The organism is Agrobacterium sp. 22-223-1 (assembly GCF_053522385.1).
In genome coordinates, this window is sequence record NZ_JBNWCN010000001.1 from 2,193,590 (window position 1) to 2,216,682 (window position 23,093).

The following is a 23,093-nucleotide window of genomic DNA, read 5'->3' on the forward strand; positions in this document are numbered from 1 at the left end:
TTCAGCCCGCCAGCTCTTCGGCGCGCGTTTTTGCGGCAGCGACCGCCCTGTCGAACAGGGGCTGCATGCCGTCTTCGGCCATCAAAACGGACAGCGCCGCAGCCGTGGTGCCGCCCGGCGAGGTCACATTCTGGCGCAGGCGCGCCGCCTCGTCGGAGGACTGATGCAGCAGCTCGCCGGCGCCGGCCACGGTTTCGCGCGCCAGACGCATGGCCACATCCGCCGGCAGACCGGCCTTGCGGCCGGCTTCGGCCATGCATTCCACCAGATAGAAGACATAGGCCGGGCCGCTTCCCGAAACCGCGGTCACCGCGTCGATATCGCTTTCGGCATCCACCCATTCGACAGGACCGCTGACTTTCAGCAGCCCGTCCACCACCGTTTTAAGCTCCGGCGTCACCAGCTCGTTGGCATAGGCCCCCGTGACGCCACGGCCGACCATGGCCGGTGTGTTGGGCATGGCTCGCACCGCGGCAACCTTGCCGAAATGCGAAACGAACGTGCCGATGGTGGTGCCCGCCGCAATCGAAACGACGACCGTATGCGGGCCCAGCAGGGGTTTCAGTGAGGGCAGCACGGCTTCCATCATCTGCGGCTTCACCGCCACGAAAAGAATACCGGCCTTCACGCCCTCGGGCACGCTTTCGCTATGGGCAGCTCCGGCTTCCGCAATCGTCGTCCGCATGGCGTCGGAAGGGCGCGGATCGATGACGATGACCTGCGATCCCGGCACGCCCTTTTTCAGCCAGCCTGAAAGCAGAGCGCCGCCCATGTTGCCGGCGCCCACCAGGACGAGCGGCCCGGAAGCCTTATACACCATCTTACGCTTCTCCGACGGTCTCGAACATGACCGCTTCGATTGCACTTTTCGCATCCAGCCCCGACCAGACGACGAACTGGAATGCCTGATAATATTGTTCGCAGGCCTCCAGAGCGCTGGAAAGCAGCACTTCCACCTGCTGGTTGTTCGGTTCGGCGCCGCCGGCCAGAAGCAGGGACTGGCGGAAGATCACCACATCCTCCTGCCGCCACAGATCGAAATGCCCCATCAGCACCTGACCGTTGACCTGAGAGAGCAGACGAATGACTTCGTTGACGCGCTGATCCGGCACCTTGATGTCGAAGGCGCAGGCAAGATGCAGCGCCTCGAATTCTTCCATCCATGAAAAGGAGACGTGATAGTCGGCCCAGTGACCGGCGACAGTCATGGCGATCTCATCTTCGCCTGAACGTTCGAACGACCAATCGTTCGAGGCGGCGACGATCTCGATCATGTCCACGGGATTGGACTGACGCTCAATTTCAAATTCTATCAGACTCATGCGGCACCTTCTCAGCCGGTAGGAATGTCCTGTTTTGAACGCCGGGCACAAAACGCACATACAAACCGGGATAAACATTTGAGACGATTGCCCGACACCACCAGAATTACGCATTCACCCTGTCTGGAGCTTACCAGGTCTTTTCGAATCATCATTTAAAATCAGTGTATAATGGCCGAGTCCTGCTGCCACCCCTTCCCCGCCATTTTTGCTTTTTGAACAGTGGATATCTCCTCCCCCATCACCTCAGGCGAGATACATAAGCGACTCTGCCGATTGCGTTTTTTGGAAGTGTCCACAGGCCCCAAAAAATTCGTGCCGGAGAGACGTTTTTAACAACCGGGAGTCATTTCGGGCGGAATGGGCCGAAAACAAAAAGTCCCGGAATCGCAAGCGATCCGGGACCTGTCAGAAAAAGCGTTAAAAAATCAGTCTTTGGCGGCGGAAAGCTTCGCTTCCAGAGCCTCGATGCGGGCACGCAGCGCGTCGTTTTCATCACGCGCCTGAATGGCCATTTCGCGAACGGCATCGAATTCCTCGCGCCGGACGACGTCCAGACTGTTCAGCCAGCGATCCGCCTGCGCGTGAAAAGCGGCTTCGGCTTCCTTGCGCACACCCTGCGCCGCGCCGGCCGCATCGGTCATCAGCTTGGCGAATTCATCCAGAAAACGGTTGGTGCCTGTCGTGCTCATGGCGCTCATCCTTCGTCGGTTCAGGGGCATCGTCTTGCCCGCTGTTGCTAGCCTTCAGGTAGGCACTCCATCGCCGCCTTGCAAGCGAAATCGAAAAATCGCAAGAGCTTGCATGGCCTACGGTATCTTGAACCGGAGCTTGAAGAATCACCTTGACCGCCGCCACCGCAATCGCCATTTTCCTTGGCGTCAGGGAGACCGGTGAGCATCATCGCCCGGCCCCTTGAGGCAATGGCTCGTTCCGTTGTCCGCCCCGCAACGATGACGGAATATACGGATTGTTAGCCGCCCCCACCCAACTCGCCATCATGCCCTTCCCCAATATCGATCCGGTGGCGCTGTCCCTTGGCCCGCTCTCGATCCACTGGTACGGCATCGCCTATGTCGCGGGCATCATGCTCGGCTGGTTCTATGCCCGCCGCCTCGCCCGCACGGATCGCCTGTGGCCGAACGAGACGTCGCCGATCTCGGCGCAGCATCTTGACGATTTCATCCTCTGGGCAGCCGGCGGCATCGTGCTCGGCGGGCGCATCGGCTACATCCTGTTTTACGATCTCACCGCGGTTGCCGCCAATCCCATCAGGGCAATCGAGATATGGAATGGCGGCATGTCGTTCCATGGTGGCCTGATCGGCACCACCATCGCCATGATCCTTTTCGCCCGCAAGAACGGCATTCCGGTCTGGAGCATGTTCGACATCGTCGCGGCCGTAGCACCCATCGGCCTGCTGTTCGGGCGCATCGCCAATTTCATCAATGGCGAATTGTGGGGGCGCATCGCCGACGTGCCATGGGCGGTCGTGTTCCCGACCGGCGGCCCCTTCGCGCGGCACCCGAGCCAGCTTTATGAAGCGGGTCTCGAAGGCCTCGTGCTCGTCATCGTTCTGGCAATCGCCATCTATGCCTTCAGGGCGCTGAAGACACCCGGCGTCGTCACCGGCATCTTCGTCTGCGGTTACGCGCTGTCGCGCATCTTCGTGGAATTCTTCCGCGAGCCGGACGCGCAGATCGGTTATCTCGCCGGCAACTGGCTGACCATGGGCATGGTGCTCTCCACGCCCATGTTCGCTCTCGGCCTCTGGGCGGTTCTGCGGGCGCGCAGCGCGGCAAAAAGCGCCTGAACGGTATGACCCGCCATGACGACACCGCTCGCGCAACGCATCAAATCACTTATCCGGCTCAACGGTCCGCTTAGCGTTACCGACTTCTTCTCGCTCTGCCTCGCCGATCCGGAGCACGGTTATTACAGGAGTCGCGAGCCCTTCGGCCGTTCGGGCGATTTCATCACCGCACCTGAAGTCAGCCAGCTTTTCGGCGAAATGCTCGGCGTTTTCGTAGTCCATGCCTGGCAGAGGCACGGCGCCCCCATGGAAACGCAATTGGTGGAAATCGGCCCCGGCCGCGGCACTATGATGTCGGACATGCTGCGCGTCATCCGCCGCATCGCACCGCCGCTTTACGAGACGATGCAGGTGCATCTGGTGGAAACCAGCCCCCGCCTTTCCGCCATCCAGAAGGAAACGCTGGCCGCACATGCGGACAGATTGACCTGGCATGACAGTTTCGACGACGTGCCGGAAGGTTTCCTGCTCCTCGTCGCCAACGAGCTTTTCGACGCCATTCCGATCCGGCAATTCATAAAGACGCCCCAGGGTTTTCGCGAACGGGTCGTCAGCCTCGATGCCAATGACGAACTTGTGTTCTCGACCGGGCTTGCCGGCATAGACCCGGCCCAGCTGCCGCCGCAGCCGGAACGGCAGCCGATTGGCACCATATTCGAGATTTCGCCTGCCCGCGAAGCCGTGATGACCGCGATCTGCCAGCGCCTCTCCGCCCATGGCGGCACGGCGCTCGCCATCGATTACGGCCATCTGGTCGCCGGTTATGGTGATACGTTGCAGGCCATGCGCAACCATGCCTTCGACCCGGCGCTTGCGCATCCCGGCGAAGCCGATCTCACCAGCCATGTCGATTTCGAAAGCCTCGTAAAAACGGCCGAAGCAACCGGCGTACACGTCAACGGCGCCCTGAGACAGGGCGACTTTCTCTATGGCCTCGGTCTCAAGGAACGCGCGGCCGCGCTTGCCGCCAAGGCCACGCCCGACCAGACGCTGGAAATCGCCGAAGCGGTCAACCGCCTCGCCGGCGAAGGCGCCGGCAAGATGGGGGAACTTTTCAAGGTCATCGCCGTTTCAAGTCCCGCGCTTCATCTCCTGCCGTTTCGCGCGGTGGATTGACAGCGCAATCACCTCTGGGCCAACATCGCCGCGACACACGAAGCAGGCACACTGCATCACACACGCCGCGCAACGCCGCGGCAACCGGAAACATCTCGCTTAACCGTAGCTCACTGGCCAACAGCGATATTCTCCAAGGAACTCCCGCACCATGCAGAACGCAACGCTGCCGCTCCCCATCCAGAGTCCCCTGCTCGCCGACTACAGCAAAAACCGTATCCGTCACGGTTTTTTCACCCGGCAGGGCGGGGTGTCGGAAGGGCTTTATCAGGGCCTGAATGTCGGTCTCGGCTCGCATGACGAACCGGAACGGGTGCAGGAAAATCGCCGGCGCGTGACGCAATGGTTCGGCCTGTCGGCGGAGCGCCTCGCCACCGTGCACCAGATCCATTCCCCCGATGTTCTCGTGGTCGATGAAACCTATGACGGCAGCCGCCCGCAGGCCGACGCCATGGTAACCGCGACACCGGGTTTCGTGCTTGGCGTGCTGAGCGCCGATTGCGGCCCGATCCTGTTTGCCGATGCGGAAGCCGGCGTCGTGGGTGCGGCCCATGCCGGCTGGAAAGGGGCGCTGTTCGGCGTGCTCGAAAACACCATCGAGACCATGACGACGCTCGGCGCCAGCCGGGAACGCATCGCCGCCTCGCTCGGCCCCTCCATCAGCCAGAACAATTATGAGGTCGGTCCGGAATATGTGGCGCGTTTCACCGATATCGATCCGGCCTATGCGGATTATTTCGCCGGGACGGAAAGGCAAGGTCACGCATTGTTCGACCTCAAGCAATTCACCATCGACCGGCTGACGAAAGCCGGTGTGAAGGCGGAAAATCTCGGCCTCTGCACCTATCCCGACGAACATCGCTTCTATTCCTACCGCCGCACCACCCACCGCGCCGAACCCGATTATGGCCGGCAGATTTCCGCAATCGCAATTCTGGAGGACTGACATGGCCCTGCATTTCGAGCTTTCGGAATTCGATGCCCGCCGCGAGCGGCTGCTCGCGAAAATGGCCGAGGAGAAGCTGGACGCCTTGCTGCTTTTCGCGCAGGAAAGCATGTATTGGCTGACCGGCTATGACACGTTCGGCTACTGCTTCTTCCAGACGCTGGTGGTCAAATCGGACGGCTCCATGACGCTTCTGGCCCGCTCGGCGGATCTGCGCCAGGCCCGCAATACCTCGATCATCGAGAATATCCTGATCTGGGTCGACCGGCCCAATGCCGACCCGACGCTCGATCTCAAGAACCTGCTGAGCGATCTCGACCTGCTGGGTGCAAAGATCGGCGTCGAATACGACACCCACGGCATGACCGGCCGCGTCGCCCGCCTGCTGGACAATCAGCTCGCCAGCTTTTGCCAGATGAGCGACGCTTCCTATCTGGTCAGCACCCTGCGGCTGGTCAAAAGCCCGGCCGAGATCGCCTATGCGCGCAAGGCGGGCCAACTGGCCGATGCGGCGCTGGACGCGGCGCTGCCGCTCATCAGGCCCGGCGCGGACGAGGCCGCAATTCTCGCGGCAATGCAGGGAGCGGTTCTGGCCGGCGGCGGCGATTACCCCGCCAATGAATTCATCGTCGGTTCCGGCGCGGATGCGCTGCTGTGCCGTTACAAGGCCGGCCGCCGCAGGCTCGACGCCAAGGATCAGTTGACGCTGGAATGGGCGGGTGTCAGCGCTCACTACCATGCCGCCATGATGCGCACGGTGGTGATCGGCGAACAGGATTTCCGCCAGAAGGAGCTCTACAGCGCCTGCCTGCAAAACCTCACCGCCATTGAAGAGGTGCTGCGACCGGGCAAGACCTTTGGCGATGTCTTCGACGTCCATGCCCGCGTGATGGATGAACGCGGATTGACCCGTCATCGGCTGAACTCCTGCGGTTATTCGCTGGGCGCGCGCTTCTCGCCGTCGTGGATGGAGCATCAGATGTTCCACGCCGGCAATCCGCAGGAGATCACCGCCGACATGACGCTCTTCGTGCATATGATCGTGATGGATTCCGATTCCGGCACGGCCATGACGCTCGGCCAGACCTATCTGACCACGGAGGGCGCGCCGGAGCCGCTCTCGCGCCACAACCTCGATCTTCTCACAGCTTAAATCGCCGCCGGGTTTGACAGAGCGGGAAAACCGCCCTTACATTGCGCCACCTTGGGCAAGAAGGAGCGGAACATGAGAGGGAAAATCGCATGAGCCGGACGGGGTTCACCCCCCTTTTTCCGGCCATCATTGTTCCAGCGATGATGCTGGCCCTGTCAGGCTGCAACACGACGGAAGCGCTGACACCGCAGGTGGATGTCGGCCACAATGCCTCGCAATCGACACCCGTGACCCAGGGCGATCTCGACCAGATGGCCGCCGCCGCCGACCGCGCGCCCACGGGCGCTCCGGCAACCGCAACATCCGTTCCCGCCTATGCACCGCAAAACTCGTTGCAGGCGCAGGCACAGGCGCTGTCCAACGGCAGCCAGTATGGCGAGCCGCTTCGCCAGAACCAGACCGCAACCCAGCCACCCGCCGCCGCTCAACCCGCCCCCGCGCAGCAGACGGCATCGCTTGCGCCCGCCTCTTCCGCAAACTCCATCCGCTTCCTGCCGATCATCGGAGCACCGGTTCAGGCGGTGACGCCGCTGTCGCGCCAGCTCGGGGCCGAAGCGCGGGCGAAGGGGCTGACCATCCGAGCCTCCAACGACAATTCGGCCGAAAACATCCTGAAGGGCTATTTTTCCGCCTTTGCCGATGGCGCCAAGGTCAATGTCGTTTACGTCTGGGACATTCTGGACGCCAATGGCGTACGGCTTCACCGCCTGCAGGGGCAGGAAACCGTGGCTGCAAAAGGCAGCGATCCATGGGCCGCCGTGACCGACAGGGTCATGCAGGATATCGCTGCAAAAACGCTCAACGACTATTCGTTATGGAAGCAGTCTCAACAGGGATGAGGTGAAAACGGCGGGAGAAGTCACAGAGATTTCACGAAAATCATTGCGAAAGCGCGGAGTCCTCTTGCAATCGGAAGCAACAGCGCTATTAAGGCGCGCATGGCAACAAGGCGTATCCGGCAAAGGCTTTTCAGCCGGATGTTCCTCCCCTTGAACGACGCTTGGTTACGGTGGATTGAGCCCCGTGATGCAAGGCGATGGCATGGAAACAGGCGGCCGCAATGAAGGTTTTCGCAGGCAATTCGAACCGGCACCTTGCCGAAGCGATCTGCAAGTATCTTAACGTTCCTCTCGGAAATGCCACTGTAAAGCGGTTTGCTGACCAGGAAATATTCGTAGAAATCAGCGAGAACGTGCGCGGCGAAGACGTTTTCATCGTCCAGTCCACCTCCTTCCCGGCAAATGATCATCTGATGGAACTGCTCATCATGATCGACGCCATGCGCCGCTCCTCTGCCAAGCGCATTACCGCGGTGCTTCCCTATTTCGGTTACGCCCGCCAGGACCGCAAGGCCGGCCCCCGCACCCCGATTTCCGCCAAGCTCGTCGCCAATCTGATCACCGAAGCCGGCGCCGACCGCGTTCTCACCCTCGATCTCCATGCCGGCCAGATCCAGGGCTTCTTCGATATCCCCACCGACAATCTCTTCGCAGCGCCCATTCTGGCCCGCGACGTGAAGGACCATTACGACACCAACAATGTCATGGTCGTTTCGCCCGACGTCGGCGGCGTGGTTCGCGCCCGTGCACTCGCCAAGCGTCTCGACTGTCTTCTGGCCATCGTCGACAAGCGCCGTGACCGTCCGGGCGAATCCGAAGTCATGAACGTCATCGGCGATGTCTCCGGCAAGGACTGCATCCTCATCGACGACATCGTCGATTCCGGCGGCACACTCTGCAACGCCGCTGAGGCGCTGCTGAAAAAGGGCGCCACCAGCGTCACCGCCTATATCACCCACGGCGTGCTTTCCGGCGGCGCGGTTGCCCGCGTGGCCTCCTCGAAGCTGCGCGAACTCGTCATCACCGACAGCATCCAGCCGACAACCGGTGTCCAGTCCGCGCATAATATCCGCGTGGTCAGCACCGCAGGCCTGCTCGGCGAAGCGATCAACCGCACCGCGCAGGAACAGTCGGTTTCCGGCCTGTTCGACTGAAAAGCTGCGGCAAACCTCGGCAACCATTCTGCGGCTTGGCGAATTGCCGCCCGGTTTAGATTTCCGGGCAGGCTGCGGTCCATCTTGAAATCGCTGGTTCCCTCGACGTCGTCCCCGGCCCTGTGCCGAGGACCTAATCATGTTGAATAAAATCAACAGGTCGCAGATCCCCGGGGACAAGCCCGAGGATGACGCAAGGGTGTCTGGCGCGCTTCGCCATTCACCTCATTGAAGCGAGCTCCGAAGTTCCCCTTAAGACGAAGCCGCACCCGCATCCGGCGGCCGTTGCAGACGTGAGGCTGCGGCCTTGATTTTCGGCCACCAGCGCCGAACCCGGGTCAGGACAGCATGGCGACCGTTACGCCAGATACTGACCGTATCGGCTGTGACCGCATCGCCAGTAAACAGATGCCGATGACGTCCGATCACCAGCGCCCGGTAGAGAAACAGGGTCGTGAGGGCGGAAAACAGGATGGACATCACCACATCGCTGAGGAAATGCCCGCCGGCCGCGATGCGCAAGCCGGACATGAGGACGATCATACCGGCAGCGATGCTTCCCATCATCAACCGTCCGCGCCGTTGCAGCCGGGGCCAGACGAGCACGCAGAGCGGCAGGAAGAAACTGGCGATCAGCGCGGTTTCGCCGGAAGAAAACGAGCAGTTCGAATAACATTGCGCACTGTACTGGAAAGGCGGCGTGAAAAGCTGCTGCCCGCCGAATTCGGTGACGCTGAATGGGCGCGCGCGACCGATGGTCGCCTTCAGTACTCCATTGACGAGAAGCCCGGCACAAAGGATCACCGGCCCGCACAGGAAGGCCCACACCCGCCAGCCGGTTCTCTGCAGCGTGCCCAGCCGAAGATTGCCGACAAGGATCACGAAAGCCAGAAGGGTGGCAAGCTCCGTACCTTCGCGCAGCGTATCCCGCAACCATTCGGGAAACGGATCACGGCCGGACCATGGCTGCTCAACGGGCGAGAAAAACAGGGCGGAGAATCTGAGATCGATGGAGGGAAAGGTCGCGAACAGGATAACGAGCGCCAGTGTGGCGAGTGTCAACCAAATCGTGATCCGCATATGCGAAAGATCATTGTCCATTGCTGCCCTCCGGCATGCATCGCGGCAGCAGGCGCCAGAGGCCGATTTCCCTGCCTTCGAGGAAGCCCGGCCCGGCGGTCCAGCGAGCGACCGGCGCCTCGCCGGCAAGGCAGGCCGGCAGGCCATCCGCACTTGCCAGAAACAGGGGATTTTTCGCCTCGCCGGGTTTCAGCGGGTAAAGAAGCGCATAGTGACTGGAAGGCACGCCGGTTTCAGGCAGCGCGCGCGTCATCACCTGCTTCTCATCCCGAAGCTGATAAAAAAGCTCGGCAAGTATCGAACGGTCAGTAGCGACGATGGCGTCCGCACCCGCCTCGCGCGCCCGTAACAGGCCGGTCGACACCAGCTCGGCGCGCCCGAGATACCGCGCCATCGCCAGCTCACCTTTCGGCAGGCGCAATTGCGTTCCGGCAATGGTCATCAGCGGCAGCGCGACGGCCACGATGCCGCCGAGCACAAGCGTGGACACGGTGAGCCAACGCCGCGACGCCAGGACCGGCACCGCCAGAAGCACGCCCGCCGCATAGGCCCCGACCGCCCAGTTGGCGAGCGCCCGTGACATCAAACCCTGCGCAGTAATCAGCAGAACGATCGGCACCGAAAGAGCGACCAGCGCCCAGGTTTCGGCATTCTTCGCACGAATTGTTGCGACGATCATGCCGACGAAAACGAACGGTCCGACCACGCCCGCCTGCGAAAAGAAGAATTCCAACGCGGAACCGATCTTCAGCTGGACGCCATGCCAGTTCGCATTATCCGCCGTATGGCGTGCGGTCATGAAATCATGCGCCGCGTTCCACCACAGATTGGGCGCGATGACGGCAGCGCAGACGAGCGCAGCAATGACCGCGTCACGCAGCCGGATGCGCCATGCCTCACAGAGCCAGCCGGCGGCGATGAAGCAGGGCAGAAAATAGATCATCGCATATTTCGACATCAGCCCGAGGCCGAAGCAGAGACCGAGGGCGATGCTCCAGTCCAACGCCGCCCTGCCCTCGCGGCGGGCCAGCGCAAGCTTCCGCACGGAGATCATCGACAGCACGATGAACAGCATCATCGGCGTATCGGTCGAGATCAGCAGGCTGCCGAGCGTTACGGCCGGCAAGGTCAGATAGATAAGGGCGGCCAGGGATGCCAGCCTGACATCGTAGATCATGCGGCCGAGGGCAAGGATGGCCGCCGCCGCGACGCCATGCACCACGGGTGCGGCCAGCCGAACCTGAAACGTGCCCTCGCCGCCGCCCAGAACGGTTGCCGCGCGAATGAGCCAGCCGATCAGGGGCGGCTTGGAATAGGCGCCGAGCGCCATCTCCCTGCCCCATAGCCAATATTGCGCCTCATCGACGAAAAGGTCGGTGCGGTTGAAGGCCAGCCCAAGGACGCGCAGCGCGGTTACGAGGACAATCGCTGAAAACGCGAAGGTCAGCCACCGGCGCTCATCGCCTGCCTGCGCATAAGGCAGGGTCGCCGCCTCATGCATGCTGGCGGCGTTCTGCATGAATCAACCAGAGATTTCGGGCATAGATGAAAAGGCCGGACGCCTGGCCCAGAATGAAGACCGGATCGCGCCGCCAGATGGCGTAGGAAAGCAGCACCAGACCGCCGAGAACGGAAAAATACCAGAAGGCCACCGGAATGACCGAGCGGTTCGCCCGTTCCGAAGAAATCCATTGAACCAGAAAACGCATGGTAAACAGCATCTGACCCATGAAGCCGGTGCAGACCCACAGAAATTCCTTCCAGCTGTTCACATGCAGCATGGACCATAAAGCAGGTGCATTCACGGCGATGTCTCCGTTTTGAAAGTTTCAGCCCAGCTTGAGCGCTTGCGCCGGCGCAGCAGCCAGGCGACGCCGATCAGATCGTGGATGCCGACAAGCGCGCGGCCGATATTGGTGTAATGGGAATTTCCGTGCAGCCGCGCCCGATGTGTGACGTCGACATGGGTGACCTGCCAGCCGTCGCGATTGAACAGCGCCGGGAAATAGCGATGGTGATGATCGAAATAGGGCAAGGCGAGGTAGGCGTCGCGGCGGAAGGCCTTGAGCCCGCAGCCGGTGTCGCGCGTGCCATCCTTCAAGATCCGCGCCCGAAGCCCGTTGGCGAAACGGGAGGAAAGGCGTTTTCCAAGCGTATCGCGCCGGCCGACGCGCTGGCCGGCCACAAGACCGAGCCGGCTGGGAGCGCTGGCGGAAAGAAGCGGCGCGAGAAGAGCCGGCAGATTGTCCGGCGGGTTCTGCCCGTCTCCATCCAGCATGCAGATGACCGGCGCTCGCGCCGCCTGCACACCGCTGTGGATCGCCGCAGACTGTCCGCCCTGACGATCATGCCGGACGAGCCGCAGCATCGGGTAACGATCGCCAAGCGCAAGCACCGCATCGACCGTGCCGTCCGAAGATGCGTCGTCCACCACCACGATCTCGAAGGCGCCGACGGGCTGGCAGGCGGCAAAAATCTCCGCCACGAGCGTTTCCACACTCGCTTGCTCATTGTGCATGGGCACGACAACGGCGAAATCCGGCCTCGGTTTCACGCTGGCTCCGTCATATCCGTCCGCATTCAGTCCGCAGACATCATTGATAGTGGCGAGAGAAGGAGCGCGGAAAGCTTGCATGAACATGAACAGCCGTTGAACTTCACTCGATATGCGCCCGTTCTATTGCAGTTTTATTACGGGAAACGCGTCAGTGGCGGCCGGCTATTTTTTCACGGCATGCGGGAAATAATCGTACAATTCCCAGCGCTTTTAACGCGACCGTAAACAATTTTTGCCACGGTATGGCCACGTTTTTTGGGGGGAGGAAACAGGATGCCGGGTGTAAATCCGACTGCTGTCAAAGCTAAATCATTGTCGATAAAGGCCAAATTCGCAGCGCTCGTCACGGGCGCGACGCTGGTTTCATGTCTTTCCGTGGGGTTGTTGTCCTACGAGATGGGGAAGTCGGGACTGATCGACGCCAGCGAAATCAGGCTCGAAACGGTTGCAGGCAACCAGTCCAAGCAGCTTGATGCCTATACTTTGCGCGTCGAACAGAGCATTTCCGAGCTGTCGCAGAACGCCGCGGTCGCACAGGCGCTGGAAACGATGACCACCGTTGTACCGACGGAAAGGGATGCGATCATCCAGGCTTTCCGCCGCGAGGGCGTCTCCGAAGAGGAGCGCGCCTCCTTCAACGGCGAAGGCCTGCGACTGCTTTACGCCATTCGCCACGCCACCATCAACGCCACCATCGCCAGCGTCTGGCGCAACACCCGCGTCAGCGACATCTATGTGATCGATAAGACCGGCCTCATTATTTACACCGTGACCAAGGGGAAGAACTTCCTCACCAGCGTGACGGAACCGCAGAACGCCGCGATCAAGGACCTGTTCGACCGCATCGAAGCCGGCAAGGACGGCGTCGTCAGCACCACCGGTTTCAGCGGCGGCGAAAATGATTCGGCCATGATCGGCATGCCGCTCGCCGTCTCCAACTGGGGCCAGCTTCAGCGCAAGGGCGCCGTCATCATGCGCATCGCCGCCGATCGCATCGGCGCGGTGGTGACGCCCGAGGAAACCGGCAAGACCATCGATGATGCCGTTCTCCTGAGCGCCGACGGCAAACGTCGGGCCGGCGTACTGTCGGGCGGCGCTGATGCTGTCGTTTCCGCAAGCCTCGCCGCCCTTTCCAACGCAAACAACGCCGGAACGGTGATGGCGCAGACACCTGCGGGCAACATCTTCTATGCCTATCGCCCGGTCTCCGTCTTCGGACAGAAACATCTTCTGGCCATCGGCCAGCAGGAAAGCAAGGTTCTCGCCGCCGCCAACGATCTCGCCTTCTGGGCAACGGTTGCGACACTGGCCGTACTTGCGATCATGACGCTGATCGGCATTTTCGTTTCCGCGAGCCTGACCAAGCCGCTGACCGGCCTTGCGGGGCTGATGGAGCGCCTGAACGGCGGTGAAAACAACATCGAGATCAAGGCCGTTTCCCGTGGCGATGAGATCGGCACCATGGCGCGCGCGCTGGAATCCTTCCGTCAGGGAATTCTGGACAAGCAGCGCATGGAAGCTGAATCCCATCGCAAGAGCGAAGAACTGGACGAAGAACGCGCCCAGCGGGAAATGGAAAAGGCAAGAAGCGCGAAAGAACTGGAAGAGGCTGTCGACGCACTTGCCACCGGTCTCGCCAATCTCGCGGCCGGCAGGCTCGATCTCCGCATCGACAAATCCTTCGTACCGTCGCTCGATCATCTGCGCATCGACTTCAACAACTCCATGGCAGGCTTGGAAGCGACCATCTCCAACATCGGCGAAAGCGCCAATGCCATCCGCTCCGGCTCTGGCGAACTGAAAAGCGCATCGGAAGACCTGTCGCGGCGCACCGAACGTCAGGCCGCAGCCCTTGAGGAAGCGGCGGCGGCACTCGGAGACATGACGCAGGCCGTCAATCTCTCGCTGTCGCGCTGCAATGTCGCCGTCGAGGCGACGGCGGGCACGATGCAGGATGCGCACAAGTCCACGGCCGTCGTTAAAGAAGCGATCGTCGCGATGGAACGCATCGAGACCTCGTCGGCCAAGATCCGCCAGATCATCGACGTCATCGACCAGATCGCCTTCCAGACCAATCTGCTGGCGCTGAATGCCGGTGTGGAAGCCGCCCGCGCCGGCGAAGCCGGCAAGGGCTTTGCCGTTGTGGCGCAGGAAGTTCGCGAGCTTGCCCAGAAATCGGCAGCCGCCGCCCGGGACATCACGACGCTGATCGCCACCTCGGCGGGCGATGTGGAAAGCGGCGTGGCGCTGGTGCTGAAGACGGGTGAAAGCCTTGAGCAGATCCAGAAACGCATCCAGTCGGTCAACGACCAGATCGGCGAGATCGCCACCGCATCGCGCGAACAGTCCGGCCGCCTCAGCGAAATCAACGCCTCCGTCAACGAACTCGACCATGTAACGCAGCAGAATGCGGCCATGGTCGAGGAAACGACGGCCGCCGCCTTCTCGCTATCCAGCGAGGCGGACGGCCTGACCGAACAGGTGGGGCAGTTCTCGGTCGGCGGCCCCCGCCAACGGGACCAGCGTTACGCGGCATAAACCGCAACGAAAAAAGGCCGGAGGCAAAACCTCCGGCCTTTCTGTTTGAAGCCGGGCTCCCAGGGGCCGAAGCCCCTGGGAACACGCCGACGATCTGGCACCACAGCCCCTCGCCGGCTTCCGGGGAGGACCTCAGAAGAAACCGACCTTGTTCGGGCTGTAGGACACGAGCAGGTTCTTGGTCTGTTGGTAATGGTCGAGCATCATCTTGTGGGTCTCGCGACCGATGCCCGACTGCTTGTAACCGCCAAAGGCAGCGCCCGCCGGATAGACGTGATAGCAATTCGTCCATACGCGGCCCGCTTCGATGCCACGGCCGGCCCGATAGGCAATGTTGGTATCGCGGCTCCAGACGCCTGCGCCCAGACCGTAAACCGTATCATTGGCGATTTCGAGCGCCTCTTCCACCGTCTTGAAGGTGGTGACGGAGACAACCGGTCCGAAGATTTCCTCCTGGAAAATCCGCATCTTGTTGTTGCCTTCGAAGACGGTCGGCTGGATGTAATAGCCATCCTTCAGATCGCCCGTGAGCGTCTTGCGGTCGCCGCCGGTCAGAACCCTGGCGCCTTCCTTCTTGCCGATCTCCAGATAGCTCATGATCTTGTCGAACTGTTCCTGCGAGGCCTGCGCGCCCAGCATGGTCGACGGATTGAGCGGATCGTCCTGGCTGATGGCCTGAACACGCTTGATCGCCTTTTCCATGAAGCGGTCATAGATCGATTCATGCACCAGCGCACGCGAGGGGCATGTGCAGACTTCGCCCTGGTTGAGCGCGAAGAAGGCGAAACCTTCGAGCGCCTTGTCGAGGAAGGCGTCGTCTTCGTTCATCACGTCGGCAAAGAAGATGTTCGGCGACTTGCCGCCCAGCTCCAGCGTGATGTTGGTGACGTTGTCGGCCGCATAACGCATGATTTCCTTGCCGACCGAGGTGGAGCCGGTAAAGGCGATCTTGGCGATGCGGTTGCTCTGCGCCAGCGGCTTGCCGGCTTCGAGGCCGGTGCCATTGACGATGTTGAGGACGCCGGGCGGCAGCAGGTCTTCGATCAGTTCCATCACGATGAGAATCGAGGCCGGTGTCTGTTCCGCCGGCTTCAGCACCACGCAATTGCCGGCGGCAAGCGCCGGTGCAAGCTTCCACGCGGCCATCAGGATCGGGAAGTTCCAGGGAATGATCTGGCCGACGACGCCGAGCGGCTCATGGAAGTGATAGGCGACGGTATCGTTGTCGATTTCGCCGATCGTGCCTTCCTGGGCGCGGATGCAGCCCGCGAAATAACGGAAATGGTCGATGGCGAGCGGAATATCCGCATTGGTGGTTTCGCGCAGCGGCTTGCCGTTATCCCAGGTCTCTGCCCGGGCGATGAGATCGAGATTGTCCTCGATCCGCTGGGCGATCTTGAGCAGGATGTTGGAGCGCTCCGTCACGCTCGTCTTGCCCCATTTATCGCGGGCCTTGTGGGCGGCATCCAGCGCGAACTCGATGTCGGATGCGTCCGAACGCGGCACTTCGCAGATCTTGTGGCCGGTGACCGGCGAAAGATTATCCATGTAGCGACCGGATTTCGGCTCCACCCATTTGCCGCCGATGTAATTGCCGTATTTCAGCTTGAAGGGCGCTTCGCCCGCTTTCTGCTGAACCTGAATGTTCATGATTTCATCCTCCCTGATGAAAACGATCCGCAGCGGATCGCATGGGAGGAAGGTGGGCCTAGATGGCGCGGTTCGGTAGAGGGGCGGCGCGGTTCCGCAGCGCACATTGTCTCACATCTGCGACAAAGGCGCCTCGATCCGGCATGATGGGCCGGATCGCACCCGCACGCACCTCAATGCACGTCGAATTTCTTCATCTTGCGATGAAGCGTGGCGCGGCTGATGCCGAGCAGGGAAGCGGCCTGCGTGACATTGCCGTTGGTGCGCGACAACACGCGCCGCAGCGCCGAGCGTTCCGCTTCCGCAAGATCGGAACCGCCATCGTGGCGCTGTTCCTGGAGAACATCGGCGGCGGGTAGACCCTGCGCGATGCGGGCATCGTCCAGCTTCAGTGCAAGGCGTGCGGCACGGGTCGCACCCAGCACGAGATCGTCCTGATCTACGGCAAGCAGCGACAGCGCCGCGCCGAACCCGCTCGGCACGACGACGATGCGCGCACCGGGAAAGGCGCGGCGGAAAAGATTACCCTCAATACGCTGCGCCGCATCCTTCACCGCCTGGGTGACGAAGGAAAAGGTCATCTCGTTGATGTCGTCGCGGCAGGTGGAAATATCGAGCGCGCCCGTCACCCGGCCGGTATGGTCGCGGATGGGGGCCGTGGTGCAGCAGAGTTCGGTATTCGACGTGAAGAAATGCTGATCGCGGTAGACCACCACCGAGCGCTCATCCACCAGCGCCGTGCCGATGCCATTGGTGCCCACGCTCTCTTCACTCCAGACCGCCCCGGACCAGAGGCCAAGCGCCCGGAAATCACGATCATCGCCCGAAGCGCCGCGCCGCTCCAGCGCAACGCCCTGCGCGTCGGTCAAAAGCAGGCAGCAGCCGGATTTGCCGACGCTTTGGAAAATGCGGTCGAGTTCATCCGTGCTTTCGGCAATCAGGCCGGCCGCACTTTCGCGGGCGCGACGGAATTCATATTCGCTGAGAAAGATCGGCTTGCGGTTTTCCTCCGGTGCAAGATGATGTTTGACCATGCAGCGACGCCAGGAAGCGACAATCGGAGAACTTGCGGCGGCGGAACGATGGCGCGCGGTTTCATACACGCGTTCCGCATGGGCGATGTCTGTCGGCATACGCTCCTCCCAAAGCTTTTCGGCGATGGTGCGCTGGAAGCGGCCATGTTTCAACAAAAAATTTCGCGACCGGCCTTGCCGGGTGCAGCCGCGGGCGGCGCCAGACTATCGGACCGCCTTGAAATAACGCCGGCCGGCGGTCACGTCCGTTTCATCCTCGGCCGAAAGGAACGTATCGTCCACGAGATTGGCGATGGAGGTCAGCGGACCGGGCTTCCCGAAAAAGAAGCCCTGCACCTGCAGGCAGCCTTCACGCCGCAGGAACTCGATATGGGCCTTGGTTTCGACGCCTTCCGCAAGCACCGGAATATTGAGGCTGTGCGCCAGAATGAGCGTCGAGCGAACGATCGCCTCCGACTGCACGTTGGTCGACAGGCCATCGATGAAGGCGCGGTCGATCTTGATCTTGTCGAAGGGGAAGCTCTGCAGCGTCGAAAGCGAGGAATAGCCCGTACCGTAGTCGTCCATGGCGATCTTGACGCCGAGCGACTTGAGTTTGCGGATGGTGACGAGCGCGTGGCGATGGTCGGCGATGATGCTGCCTTCGGTGATTTCCAGCTCGAGCCTTTCCGGCGCAAGCCCCGTCTCGGCGAGAATTTTCTCAACCTTATCGGGGAAATCATTATCCGCAAGCTGCTGCGGCGCGACGTTTACGGCAATGGCGAGCGATTTTTTCCACTGAGCGGCCTGCGCGCAGGCTTCTCTCAGAACCCATTCGCCCAGTTCGACGATAAAGCCGGTCTGTTCGGCGATCGGAATGAATTCGGTCGGCGAGACCATGCCGCGTTCGGGATGGTTCCAGCGCAAAAGCGCTTCGAAACCGACGATGCTGCCGCTCTTGGTGTCGTTCTGCTGCTGGTAATAAAGCTCGAACTCGTTATTGGCGAGGCCGCTGCGCATGGCGACGGCCAGCACGTTGCGCTCACGCGCGGCCTCGTCCATGGATTTGTCGTAAAAGCATATGGTGTCCGAAGTACCGCTTTTCGCCCGGTACATGGCGACATCCGCCTGGGCCATCAGCGTATCGGCATCGATGGAGCCGGTATTGCGAACCGATATGCCGACGCTTGCGCCGACCGAAAATGTCTGTCCGTTCCATTCAACCGGCTTGCTGATCTGTTCGATCAATCGCTGGGCGAATTCCGCGCCGTCGGCGCGGGTGTAATAGGAATGGGTCATCGCCACGAATTCATCGCCGCCCATGCGGGCCAGAAACTCTCCGGTCTTCAGCACGGAACTCGCGCGGTCAGCGATGGCGCGCAGCACGGCGTCGCCTGCCGCATGGCCATGCACGTCGTTGATTTCCTTGAAACGGTCGAGATCGATGGACAGAAGCGCCGTATGCGCACCCATCGAGACATGGCGTGTGCGGCGATTGAGATGCTCGATGAATGCCGCCCGGTTGGGAATACCCGTCAGCGGATCGTGCAACGAAAGATGGCGATAGCGGGCAACCGCCTGCTGGGTGGACTGGGCGTCGATGACATAGGTGGAGAGCCCGAGCGCCAGAAGCAGAAGCGTCACCGCAATGGCGCCTCCGCCCATGATGGCCGGCGGCAGCAGGTTTTCCGGAATGACGATGCGCGGGTCGAAAGCGAAGGACATCGACGCCATGCCGGTATAGTGCATCGAGGCAATGGCCAGAATGAGAAACGCCACCGCGCTATACTGGCAGAAACGGTTGAGAGGCCGGGCAATGCGATTGACCGCAATGGCGCCCAGCACCGCCCCCAATATCAGCGAGGCGATGACATAAGCCTGATCCCAGAAAAGCATGCCCTGAACATTATAGGCAGCCATGCCCGTGTAATGCATGGCCGCAATGCCGAGGCCGAGGACGATGCCACCAGCTTCCACCAGCACGCTGCGCCCGCCATAGGCGGAAATGCCGAAACCGGCAGTCGTCGTGGTAATGGCGATCAAAAGCGACAGCCCGGTGAGATAGGGATCGTATCCGACATCACCCGCAGCGACATAGCCCAGCATCGCCACGAAATGGGTGGTCCATATCGCCGCCCCGCCATTGACGCCCGCCAGAAACAGCCAGTTGACCTTCTGCACACCCGTCGCCAGACGTGCTTTCGAAAAAAGGCGCATCGAGACGAAACTGCCCAGCATGCAGACGAAGACGGCTGCGGCGGTGTATCGATAGTCGTGATCGATGGTGAGGCACTGGAGAACTTTGAGCATTGTCATCTACGCAATTGGAATTTTGCGTAGCCTTATCATTCGCCAAGTTTTCACCCGGTTTATGTGCATGGATAAGCATATATTAAAGGTTGCAACAAACGAGTGAATTAGTGATCACTAATAAAATTATAAAGCGGCACCCGTGAAAAACGGGCCGCTCTTGTCTTTATGCCCCGTTTGTATTATAGCGCCCGCACCCGTGTAGACACCCTTGGAGGCAACGCGGGCGGGATGGCCTTTGGCCTCTCCGGTTCAGGCCGCTTCGTTCGGCGTGAACTCTCCATATAACCTCGAAAGGAATTGCCATGAGCAAAGAATCGTATGAGCTCAAGGCCGAGGCGCGCGAACGAGTTGGTAAGGGGTCCTCTCGTGAACTTCGCCGCAACGGTTTGATTCCCGCTGTCATCTATGGTGACAAGCAGGCCCCCATTTCCATCGCCCTGTCGACCAACGAAGTCACCAAGCGTATCCACGCCGGCGGTTTCATGACGACGGTTGCGATCATCGACGTCGACGGCAAGAAGATCAAGGTTCTCCCGAAGGACTACCAGCTTGATCCGGTCCGCGACTTCACCATGCACGTCGACTTCCTGCGCGTTTCGGGCAACACGCTCGTCAACGTCGAAGTTCCGGTTCACTTCGTCAACGAAGAAAAGTCGGACATCAAGATCGGCGGCGTTCTGAACATCGTTCGCCACACGGTGGAATTCCACTGCCCGGCCAACGACATTCCGGAATTCATCACGGTCGATCTCGCTGGTCTGAAGATCGGCGACAACGTTCACATTTCGAATGTGAAGCTGCCGAAGAACATCACGCCGGTTATCGCCGACCGTGACTTCACGATCGCAACGATCGTCGCTCCGGCTGGCGGCGTTGCAGAAGAAACGACTGAAGAAGCTTCCGAGGAATAATCGGCGGCCGCAAGGCCGGACAGCTTTGAACAATGAGGCCCGTTCCGTTTTCGGAACGGGCCTTTTAGTTTTTATGAACTTTAAAACCAGAAAGCTTGCCATCCTCACCTGATACGGAACCCGTTTCAGTGTCGATTAACACTTCCATGAAACGATACCCTCGCGCTGTCGTGAAACACCGGCCGGGCTGAGGAAATGCGTGGGAAAACAGGCTTTTGCCGAAAACCCTCGCAAAACCCTCCGGGCGGACGAAACGGGGCGCAGCAAGTCTAGGGCAAAGGGTAGCTGCAATCGAACATGGCTCATTCCGTCGAAAGTCGCTTTATCGCGATTGTTTCCGGCGCACTTCTTACAGTGGTCGCCCCGCTCTTCACGCTTTTGCTGACGCTTTCCTATCACGAAGCCATTCGCAGCCAGCGTAACCACCTTGAGATTCTGCTGTCGACCAATGCGCAGGCGCTTGCCCGGCCCCTGTGGGACCTTGATGACGACACCATAAACCAGATTACCGGCACCCTCATTTCCGACCCCGTGATCAGGATGGTCGAGGTCAGGGATACCTCCGGCCAGCTCGATATCGTCCAGACGGCCGGCAGCGACATCATTCAGGATGCAGCCTCGACGACGCGTGAAGTGACCTACAAGACCACCAAGGGCTCCATCACCGTCGGGCAACTGACGATCTATTACGACAATGTCAGCCTTCTGACCTCTTTGAGCCGTACCGAACTGGCCTTCATCACGATTTTCATCCTCGCCGTCCTTACCATCGTTCTTGCCGCCATCGCCGGCAACCGCTTCATGGTCATCCGTCCGCTGATGCGGCTGGCGGCCGCCATCGAGGCGACGCGGCGTCTCGGCTCGCGCCACCACGTCGACTGGCGTTCGAAGGACGAAATCGGCCGGCTGGCGAAAAGCTTCAACGAAATGCAGACCCAGCTCGAAAAGGAAGAGCTGGAGATCAAGAATGCGCATGAGCGTAAGACGGAAATCTACAACCGCACGCCCGCCATGCTGTTTTCGCTCGACAGGCACGACCGCATTGCCGCCGTCAGTGACTATTGGGTGCAGGCGACCGGTTACGACCGCACCCGGATACTCGGCCTGAATTTCGCCGATCTCATCCATCCCGATGACCGGCTTCTGTTCCAGCAGCGCAAGACGGCTCATCCATTGCCCGATGCCTCGCATAGCGGCATTACCGTGCGTTTCCATTGCATGGATGGCAGCCTCATGGATGCGCTCATCCTCGAAAAGGCCCTCGATTCCGGCGATGCGGCCCATCAGAGCACCTGCCTCTGCGTCATGACGGACGTGACCGAACTGCGCCAGTCGGAAAAGCGCAACCGCCAGCAGGCCATTTCCGACCACCTGACCGGCCTTTTCAACCGCCAGGGCTTCGAGGCCATTCTCGACCTGCAAATCCGCGATGCGGACCGCAACGGCAGCGAGCTGGCCTGCCTGTTCATCGACCTCGACCGGTTCAAGGCGATCAACGACAATCTCGGCCATGCCGCGGGCGACGCTGTTCTTAAACAGTTCACGCTAAAGCTCGAACCGCTGCTGACGCCGCTGGACAGCGCATCGCGGCTGGGCGGCGACGAATTCGCCATTCTTCTGGCCGGCGACAAGGTGGAAGAGCGCGCCCTGCAATTCTGCGAGCGCATCTGCGCCATGCTCGACACGCCCTTCGAGATCGAAAGCAACAGCATCCGCCTCAGCGCCAGCATCGGCATGGCGGTCTATCCCCTGCACGCCGCCAGCGCCTCCGAGCTTTTGCAGAATGCCGACATGGCCATGTATACCCGCAAGCGCACGGGCAAGAACGGCTCGCAGGTCTTCGACAGTTCGATCATGGACCGGGCGCGCGAACATGCGGAGCTGGAACGGGATATCGCGCAGGCGCTTTCCGAAGACTGGTTCGAGGCCTATTTCCAGCCGATTCAAAACCTCGCCACCGGCCAGACGGCGGGTTTCGAGGCGCTGCTGCGTCTCAACCACCCGGACAAGGGCCTGCTTTCCCCGGCCGCGATCGTCAGCCTTGCGGAAGAAAACGGCACTATCCACCGCATCGGCAATGTCATTCTCGATCAGTCGATCGCCAATCTCGCCAGGCTGTCGCACCTGCCGGGCATGGACCAGACCTATGTGGCGGTAAATTTCTCACCGTTGCAATTCGAACCGGGATTGCCGACGCGCATCGCCGGCGTTCTGCACCGCCACGGCATTCTTCCCAGACGGCTGGTCATCGAGATCACCGAAGCCGTTATCATGAAGGACGATCCGCAAATCCGGGCGATCCTCAATGCCATCCACCAGCTCGGCTGCCGCATCGCGCTGGATGATTTCGGCACCGGTTATTCTTCGCTCAGCTATCTCAGCCGTTTTCCGGTCGATATCGTCAAGATCGACCAGTCCTTCACTCGCTCGATCTGCGACGACAGGATGGACATCAGGCAGCGCAATCGCATGCTGGTCGAAGGCATCGCGGCCATCTCGCACAAGATGAACTGCGCCGTCATTGCCGAGGGCGTCGAGACGGAGGAACAGAAGGCGCTTCTGACCGATATAGGCGCGGATTTCGGGCAGGGTTATTTCTTCGCACGTCCGCAGCCGGTCGAAAGGCTGATCACCTCACTCGACACGGCGTCCGGGCAAAACCGCGCCGCGGCGCGGCAAGCATGAACC

19 protein-coding genes are annotated in these 23,093 nt (G+C 60.9%); 9 read left to right on the forward strand and 10 right to left on the reverse strand.

All coding sequences use genetic code 11. The features are described 5' to 3' along the window. Position 1: 1 nt before the first annotated feature. The 3 genes from proC to ACQZ60_RS10885 all read right to left on the reverse strand — a co-directional run bounded on the left by proC (position 2) and on the right by ACQZ60_RS10885 (position 2,014). Positions 2-820 (reverse strand): pyrroline-5-carboxylate reductase, encoded by an 819-nt coding sequence (proC, locus tag ACQZ60_RS10875; RefSeq protein WP_003522869.1) that lies wholly within the window; start codon positions 818-820, stop codon positions 2-4. Position 821: 1 nt separating this feature from the next. Further along, on the reverse strand, positions 822-1,322 hold the full coding sequence (locus tag ACQZ60_RS10880) for a type III secretion system chaperone family protein (protein ID WP_003522870.1): 501 nt from the start codon (positions 1,320-1,322) through the stop codon (positions 822-824). Positions 1,323-1,750: 428 nt separating this feature from the next. Then, positions 1,751-2,014: an accessory factor UbiK family protein gene (locus ACQZ60_RS10885; RefSeq protein WP_003522871.1), complete on the reverse strand. Its 264-nt coding sequence runs from the start codon at positions 2,012-2,014 to the stop codon at positions 1,751-1,753. A 308-nt stretch (positions 2,015-2,322) separates the two neighbouring features. Here ACQZ60_RS10885 and lgt point away from each other — a divergent pair, with 308 nt between their 5' ends. From lgt to ACQZ60_RS10915, 6 genes are all read left to right on the forward strand, one after another. Next, entirely contained in the window at positions 2,323-3,135 is an 813-nt protein-coding gene (lgt, locus tag ACQZ60_RS10890; RefSeq protein WP_031234097.1) for a prolipoprotein diacylglyceryl transferase, read from the forward strand. A gap of 15 nt (positions 3,136-3,150) precedes the next feature. Further along, positions 3,151-4,251, forward strand: coding sequence for a class I SAM-dependent methyltransferase (locus ACQZ60_RS10895; protein ID WP_020811370.1), 1,101 nt, complete (start codon positions 3,151-3,153; stop codon positions 4,249-4,251). Between the two features lie 151 nt (positions 4,252-4,402). Beyond that, positions 4,403-5,197: a peptidoglycan editing factor PgeF gene (gene pgeF, locus ACQZ60_RS10900; protein ID WP_020811369.1), complete on the forward strand. Its 795-nt coding sequence runs from the start codon at positions 4,403-4,405 to the stop codon at positions 5,195-5,197. 1 nt (position 5,198) lies between these two features. Continuing rightward, the gene (locus tag ACQZ60_RS10905; RefSeq protein ID WP_448735213.1) at positions 5,199-6,350 is read left to right on the forward strand and encodes a M24 family metallopeptidase; all 1,152 of its coding nucleotides are present in this window, start codon (positions 5,199-5,201) and stop codon (positions 6,348-6,350) included. An 89-nt stretch (positions 6,351-6,439) separates the two neighbouring features. Further along, positions 6,440-7,189, forward strand: a complete 750-nt coding sequence (locus ACQZ60_RS10910) for a hypothetical protein (RefSeq protein ID WP_448735214.1) — start codon at positions 6,440-6,442, stop codon at positions 7,187-7,189. Between the two features lie 221 nt (positions 7,190-7,410). Next, positions 7,411-8,343 carry a ribose-phosphate pyrophosphokinase gene (locus tag ACQZ60_RS10915; RefSeq protein ID WP_003522877.1) on the forward strand — a complete coding sequence of 311 codons (933 nt, stop codon included), beginning with the start codon at positions 7,411-7,413 and terminating at the stop codon, positions 8,341-8,343. A 252-nt stretch (positions 8,344-8,595) separates the two neighbouring features. On the opposite strand, the gene ACQZ60_RS10920 is transcribed toward ACQZ60_RS10915, so the two are convergent. The 4 genes from ACQZ60_RS10920 to ACQZ60_RS10935 are packed head-to-tail and all read right to left on the reverse strand — an operon-like array spanning position 8,596 to position 12,064. After that, positions 8,596-9,444: a phosphatase PAP2 family protein gene (locus ACQZ60_RS10920; protein WP_448735215.1), complete on the reverse strand. Its 849-nt coding sequence runs from the start codon at positions 9,442-9,444 to the stop codon at positions 8,596-8,598. Next, the gene (locus ACQZ60_RS10925) at positions 9,434-10,942 is read right to left on the reverse strand and encodes an ArnT family glycosyltransferase (RefSeq protein WP_448735216.1); all 1,509 of its coding nucleotides are present in this window, start codon (positions 10,940-10,942) and stop codon (positions 9,434-9,436) included. Before ACQZ60_RS10925 ends, ACQZ60_RS10920 begins: the two co-directional genes overlap by 11 nt. Continuing rightward, positions 10,917-11,204: a lipid-A-disaccharide synthase N-terminal domain-containing protein gene (locus tag ACQZ60_RS10930; RefSeq protein WP_031233742.1), complete on the reverse strand. Its 288-nt coding sequence runs from the start codon at positions 11,202-11,204 to the stop codon at positions 10,917-10,919. The genes ACQZ60_RS10925 and ACQZ60_RS10930 overlap by 26 nt, the downstream gene beginning before the upstream one ends. Before the next feature lie 20 nt (positions 11,205-11,224). Beyond that, positions 11,225-12,064 (reverse strand): glycosyltransferase family 2 protein, encoded by an 840-nt coding sequence (locus tag ACQZ60_RS10935; protein WP_142779540.1) that lies wholly within the window; start codon positions 12,062-12,064, stop codon positions 11,225-11,227. A gap of 189 nt (positions 12,065-12,253) precedes the next feature. Between ACQZ60_RS10935 and ACQZ60_RS10940 the strand changes: the two genes are divergently transcribed. After that, positions 12,254-14,518, forward strand: a complete 2,265-nt coding sequence (locus ACQZ60_RS10940; protein ID WP_448735217.1) for a methyl-accepting chemotaxis protein — start codon at positions 12,254-12,256, stop codon at positions 14,516-14,518. 132 nt (positions 14,519-14,650) lie between these two features. Here the strand turns inward: ACQZ60_RS10940 and adh are convergent, their stop codons facing one another. From adh to ACQZ60_RS10955, 3 genes are all read right to left on the reverse strand, one after another. Next, a complete protein-coding gene (gene adh, locus ACQZ60_RS10945; protein ID WP_059757421.1) occupies positions 14,651-16,168 on the reverse strand; it encodes an aldehyde dehydrogenase in 1,518 nt (505 codons plus the stop codon). 173 nt (positions 16,169-16,341) lie between these two features. Further along, positions 16,342-17,301 (reverse strand): helix-turn-helix domain-containing protein, encoded by a 960-nt coding sequence (locus tag ACQZ60_RS10950; protein WP_003522885.1) that lies wholly within the window; start codon positions 17,299-17,301, stop codon positions 16,342-16,344. A gap of 105 nt (positions 17,302-17,406) precedes the next feature. Then, positions 17,407-19,491 carry a putative bifunctional diguanylate cyclase/phosphodiesterase gene (locus ACQZ60_RS10955; RefSeq protein WP_448735331.1) on the reverse strand — a complete coding sequence of 695 codons (2,085 nt, stop codon included), beginning with the start codon at positions 19,489-19,491 and terminating at the stop codon, positions 17,407-17,409. 305 nt (positions 19,492-19,796) lie between these two features. Here ACQZ60_RS10955 and ACQZ60_RS10960 point away from each other — a divergent pair, with 305 nt between their 5' ends. Beyond that, the gene (locus ACQZ60_RS10960; protein ID WP_004430287.1) at positions 19,797-20,405 is read left to right on the forward strand and encodes a 50S ribosomal protein L25/general stress protein Ctc; all 609 of its coding nucleotides are present in this window, start codon (positions 19,797-19,799) and stop codon (positions 20,403-20,405) included. Between the two features lie 297 nt (positions 20,406-20,702). Next, on the forward strand, positions 20,703-23,090 hold the full coding sequence (locus tag ACQZ60_RS10965) for a putative bifunctional diguanylate cyclase/phosphodiesterase (protein ID WP_448735218.1): 2,388 nt from the start codon (positions 20,703-20,705) through the stop codon (positions 23,088-23,090). Positions 23,091-23,093: the final 3 nt, after the last annotated feature.

What these genes read in the sequence shown, in the direction of transcription:
- pgeF (WP_020811369.1), top strand. Translation starts at nt 4,403, where the DNA reads ATGCAGAACGCAACGCTGCCGCTCCCCATCCAGAGTCCCCTGCTCGCC.
- ACQZ60_RS10910 (WP_448735214.1), top strand. Translation starts at nt 6,440, where the DNA reads ATGAGCCGGACGGGGTTCACCCCCCTTTTTCCGGCCATCATTGTTCCA.
- ACQZ60_RS10965 (WP_448735218.1), top strand. Translation starts at nt 20,703, where the DNA reads ATGGCTCATTCCGTCGAAAGTCGCTTTATCGCGATTGTTTCCGGCGCA.
- ACQZ60_RS10905 (WP_448735213.1), top strand. Translation starts at nt 5,199, where the DNA reads ATGGCCCTGCATTTCGAGCTTTCGGAATTCGATGCCCGCCGCGAGCGG.
- ACQZ60_RS10920 (WP_448735215.1), bottom strand. Translation starts at nt 9,444, where the DNA reads ATGGACAATGATCTTTCGCATATGCGGATCACGATTTGGTTGACACTC.
- ACQZ60_RS10955 (WP_448735331.1), bottom strand. Translation starts at nt 19,491, where the DNA reads ATGCTCAAAGTTCTCCAGTGCCTCACCATCGATCACGACTATCGATAC.
- ACQZ60_RS10895 (WP_020811370.1), top strand. Translation starts at nt 3,151, where the DNA reads ATGACGACACCGCTCGCGCAACGCATCAAATCACTTATCCGGCTCAAC.
- ACQZ60_RS10950 (WP_003522885.1), bottom strand. Translation starts at nt 17,301, where the DNA reads ATGCCGACAGACATCGCCCATGCGGAACGCGTGTATGAAACCGCGCGC.
- adh (WP_059757421.1), bottom strand. Translation starts at nt 16,168, where the DNA reads ATGAACATTCAGGTTCAGCAGAAAGCGGGCGAAGCGCCCTTCAAGCTG.
- ACQZ60_RS10885 (WP_003522871.1), bottom strand. Translation starts at nt 2,014, where the DNA reads ATGAGCACGACAGGCACCAACCGTTTTCTGGATGAATTCGCCAAGCTG.
- ACQZ60_RS10935 (WP_142779540.1), bottom strand. Translation starts at nt 12,064, where the DNA reads ATGTTCATGCAAGCTTTCCGCGCTCCTTCTCTCGCCACTATCAATGAT.
- ACQZ60_RS10925 (WP_448735216.1), bottom strand. Translation starts at nt 10,942, where the DNA reads ATGCAGAACGCCGCCAGCATGCATGAGGCGGCGACCCTGCCTTATGCG.
- ACQZ60_RS10915 (WP_003522877.1), top strand. Translation starts at nt 7,411, where the DNA reads ATGAAGGTTTTCGCAGGCAATTCGAACCGGCACCTTGCCGAAGCGATC.
- ACQZ60_RS10880 (WP_003522870.1), bottom strand. Translation starts at nt 1,322, where the DNA reads ATGAGTCTGATAGAATTTGAAATTGAGCGTCAGTCCAATCCCGTGGAC.
- lgt (WP_031234097.1), top strand. Translation starts at nt 2,323, where the DNA reads ATGCCCTTCCCCAATATCGATCCGGTGGCGCTGTCCCTTGGCCCGCTC.
- proC (WP_003522869.1), bottom strand. Translation starts at nt 820, where the DNA reads ATGGTGTATAAGGCTTCCGGGCCGCTCGTCCTGGTGGGCGCCGGCAAC.
- ACQZ60_RS10960 (WP_004430287.1), top strand. Translation starts at nt 19,797, where the DNA reads ATGAGCAAAGAATCGTATGAGCTCAAGGCCGAGGCGCGCGAACGAGTT.
- ACQZ60_RS10930 (WP_031233742.1), bottom strand. Translation starts at nt 11,204, where the DNA reads ATGCTGCATGTGAACAGCTGGAAGGAATTTCTGTGGGTCTGCACCGGC.
- ACQZ60_RS10940 (WP_448735217.1), top strand. Translation starts at nt 12,254, where the DNA reads ATGCCGGGTGTAAATCCGACTGCTGTCAAAGCTAAATCATTGTCGATA.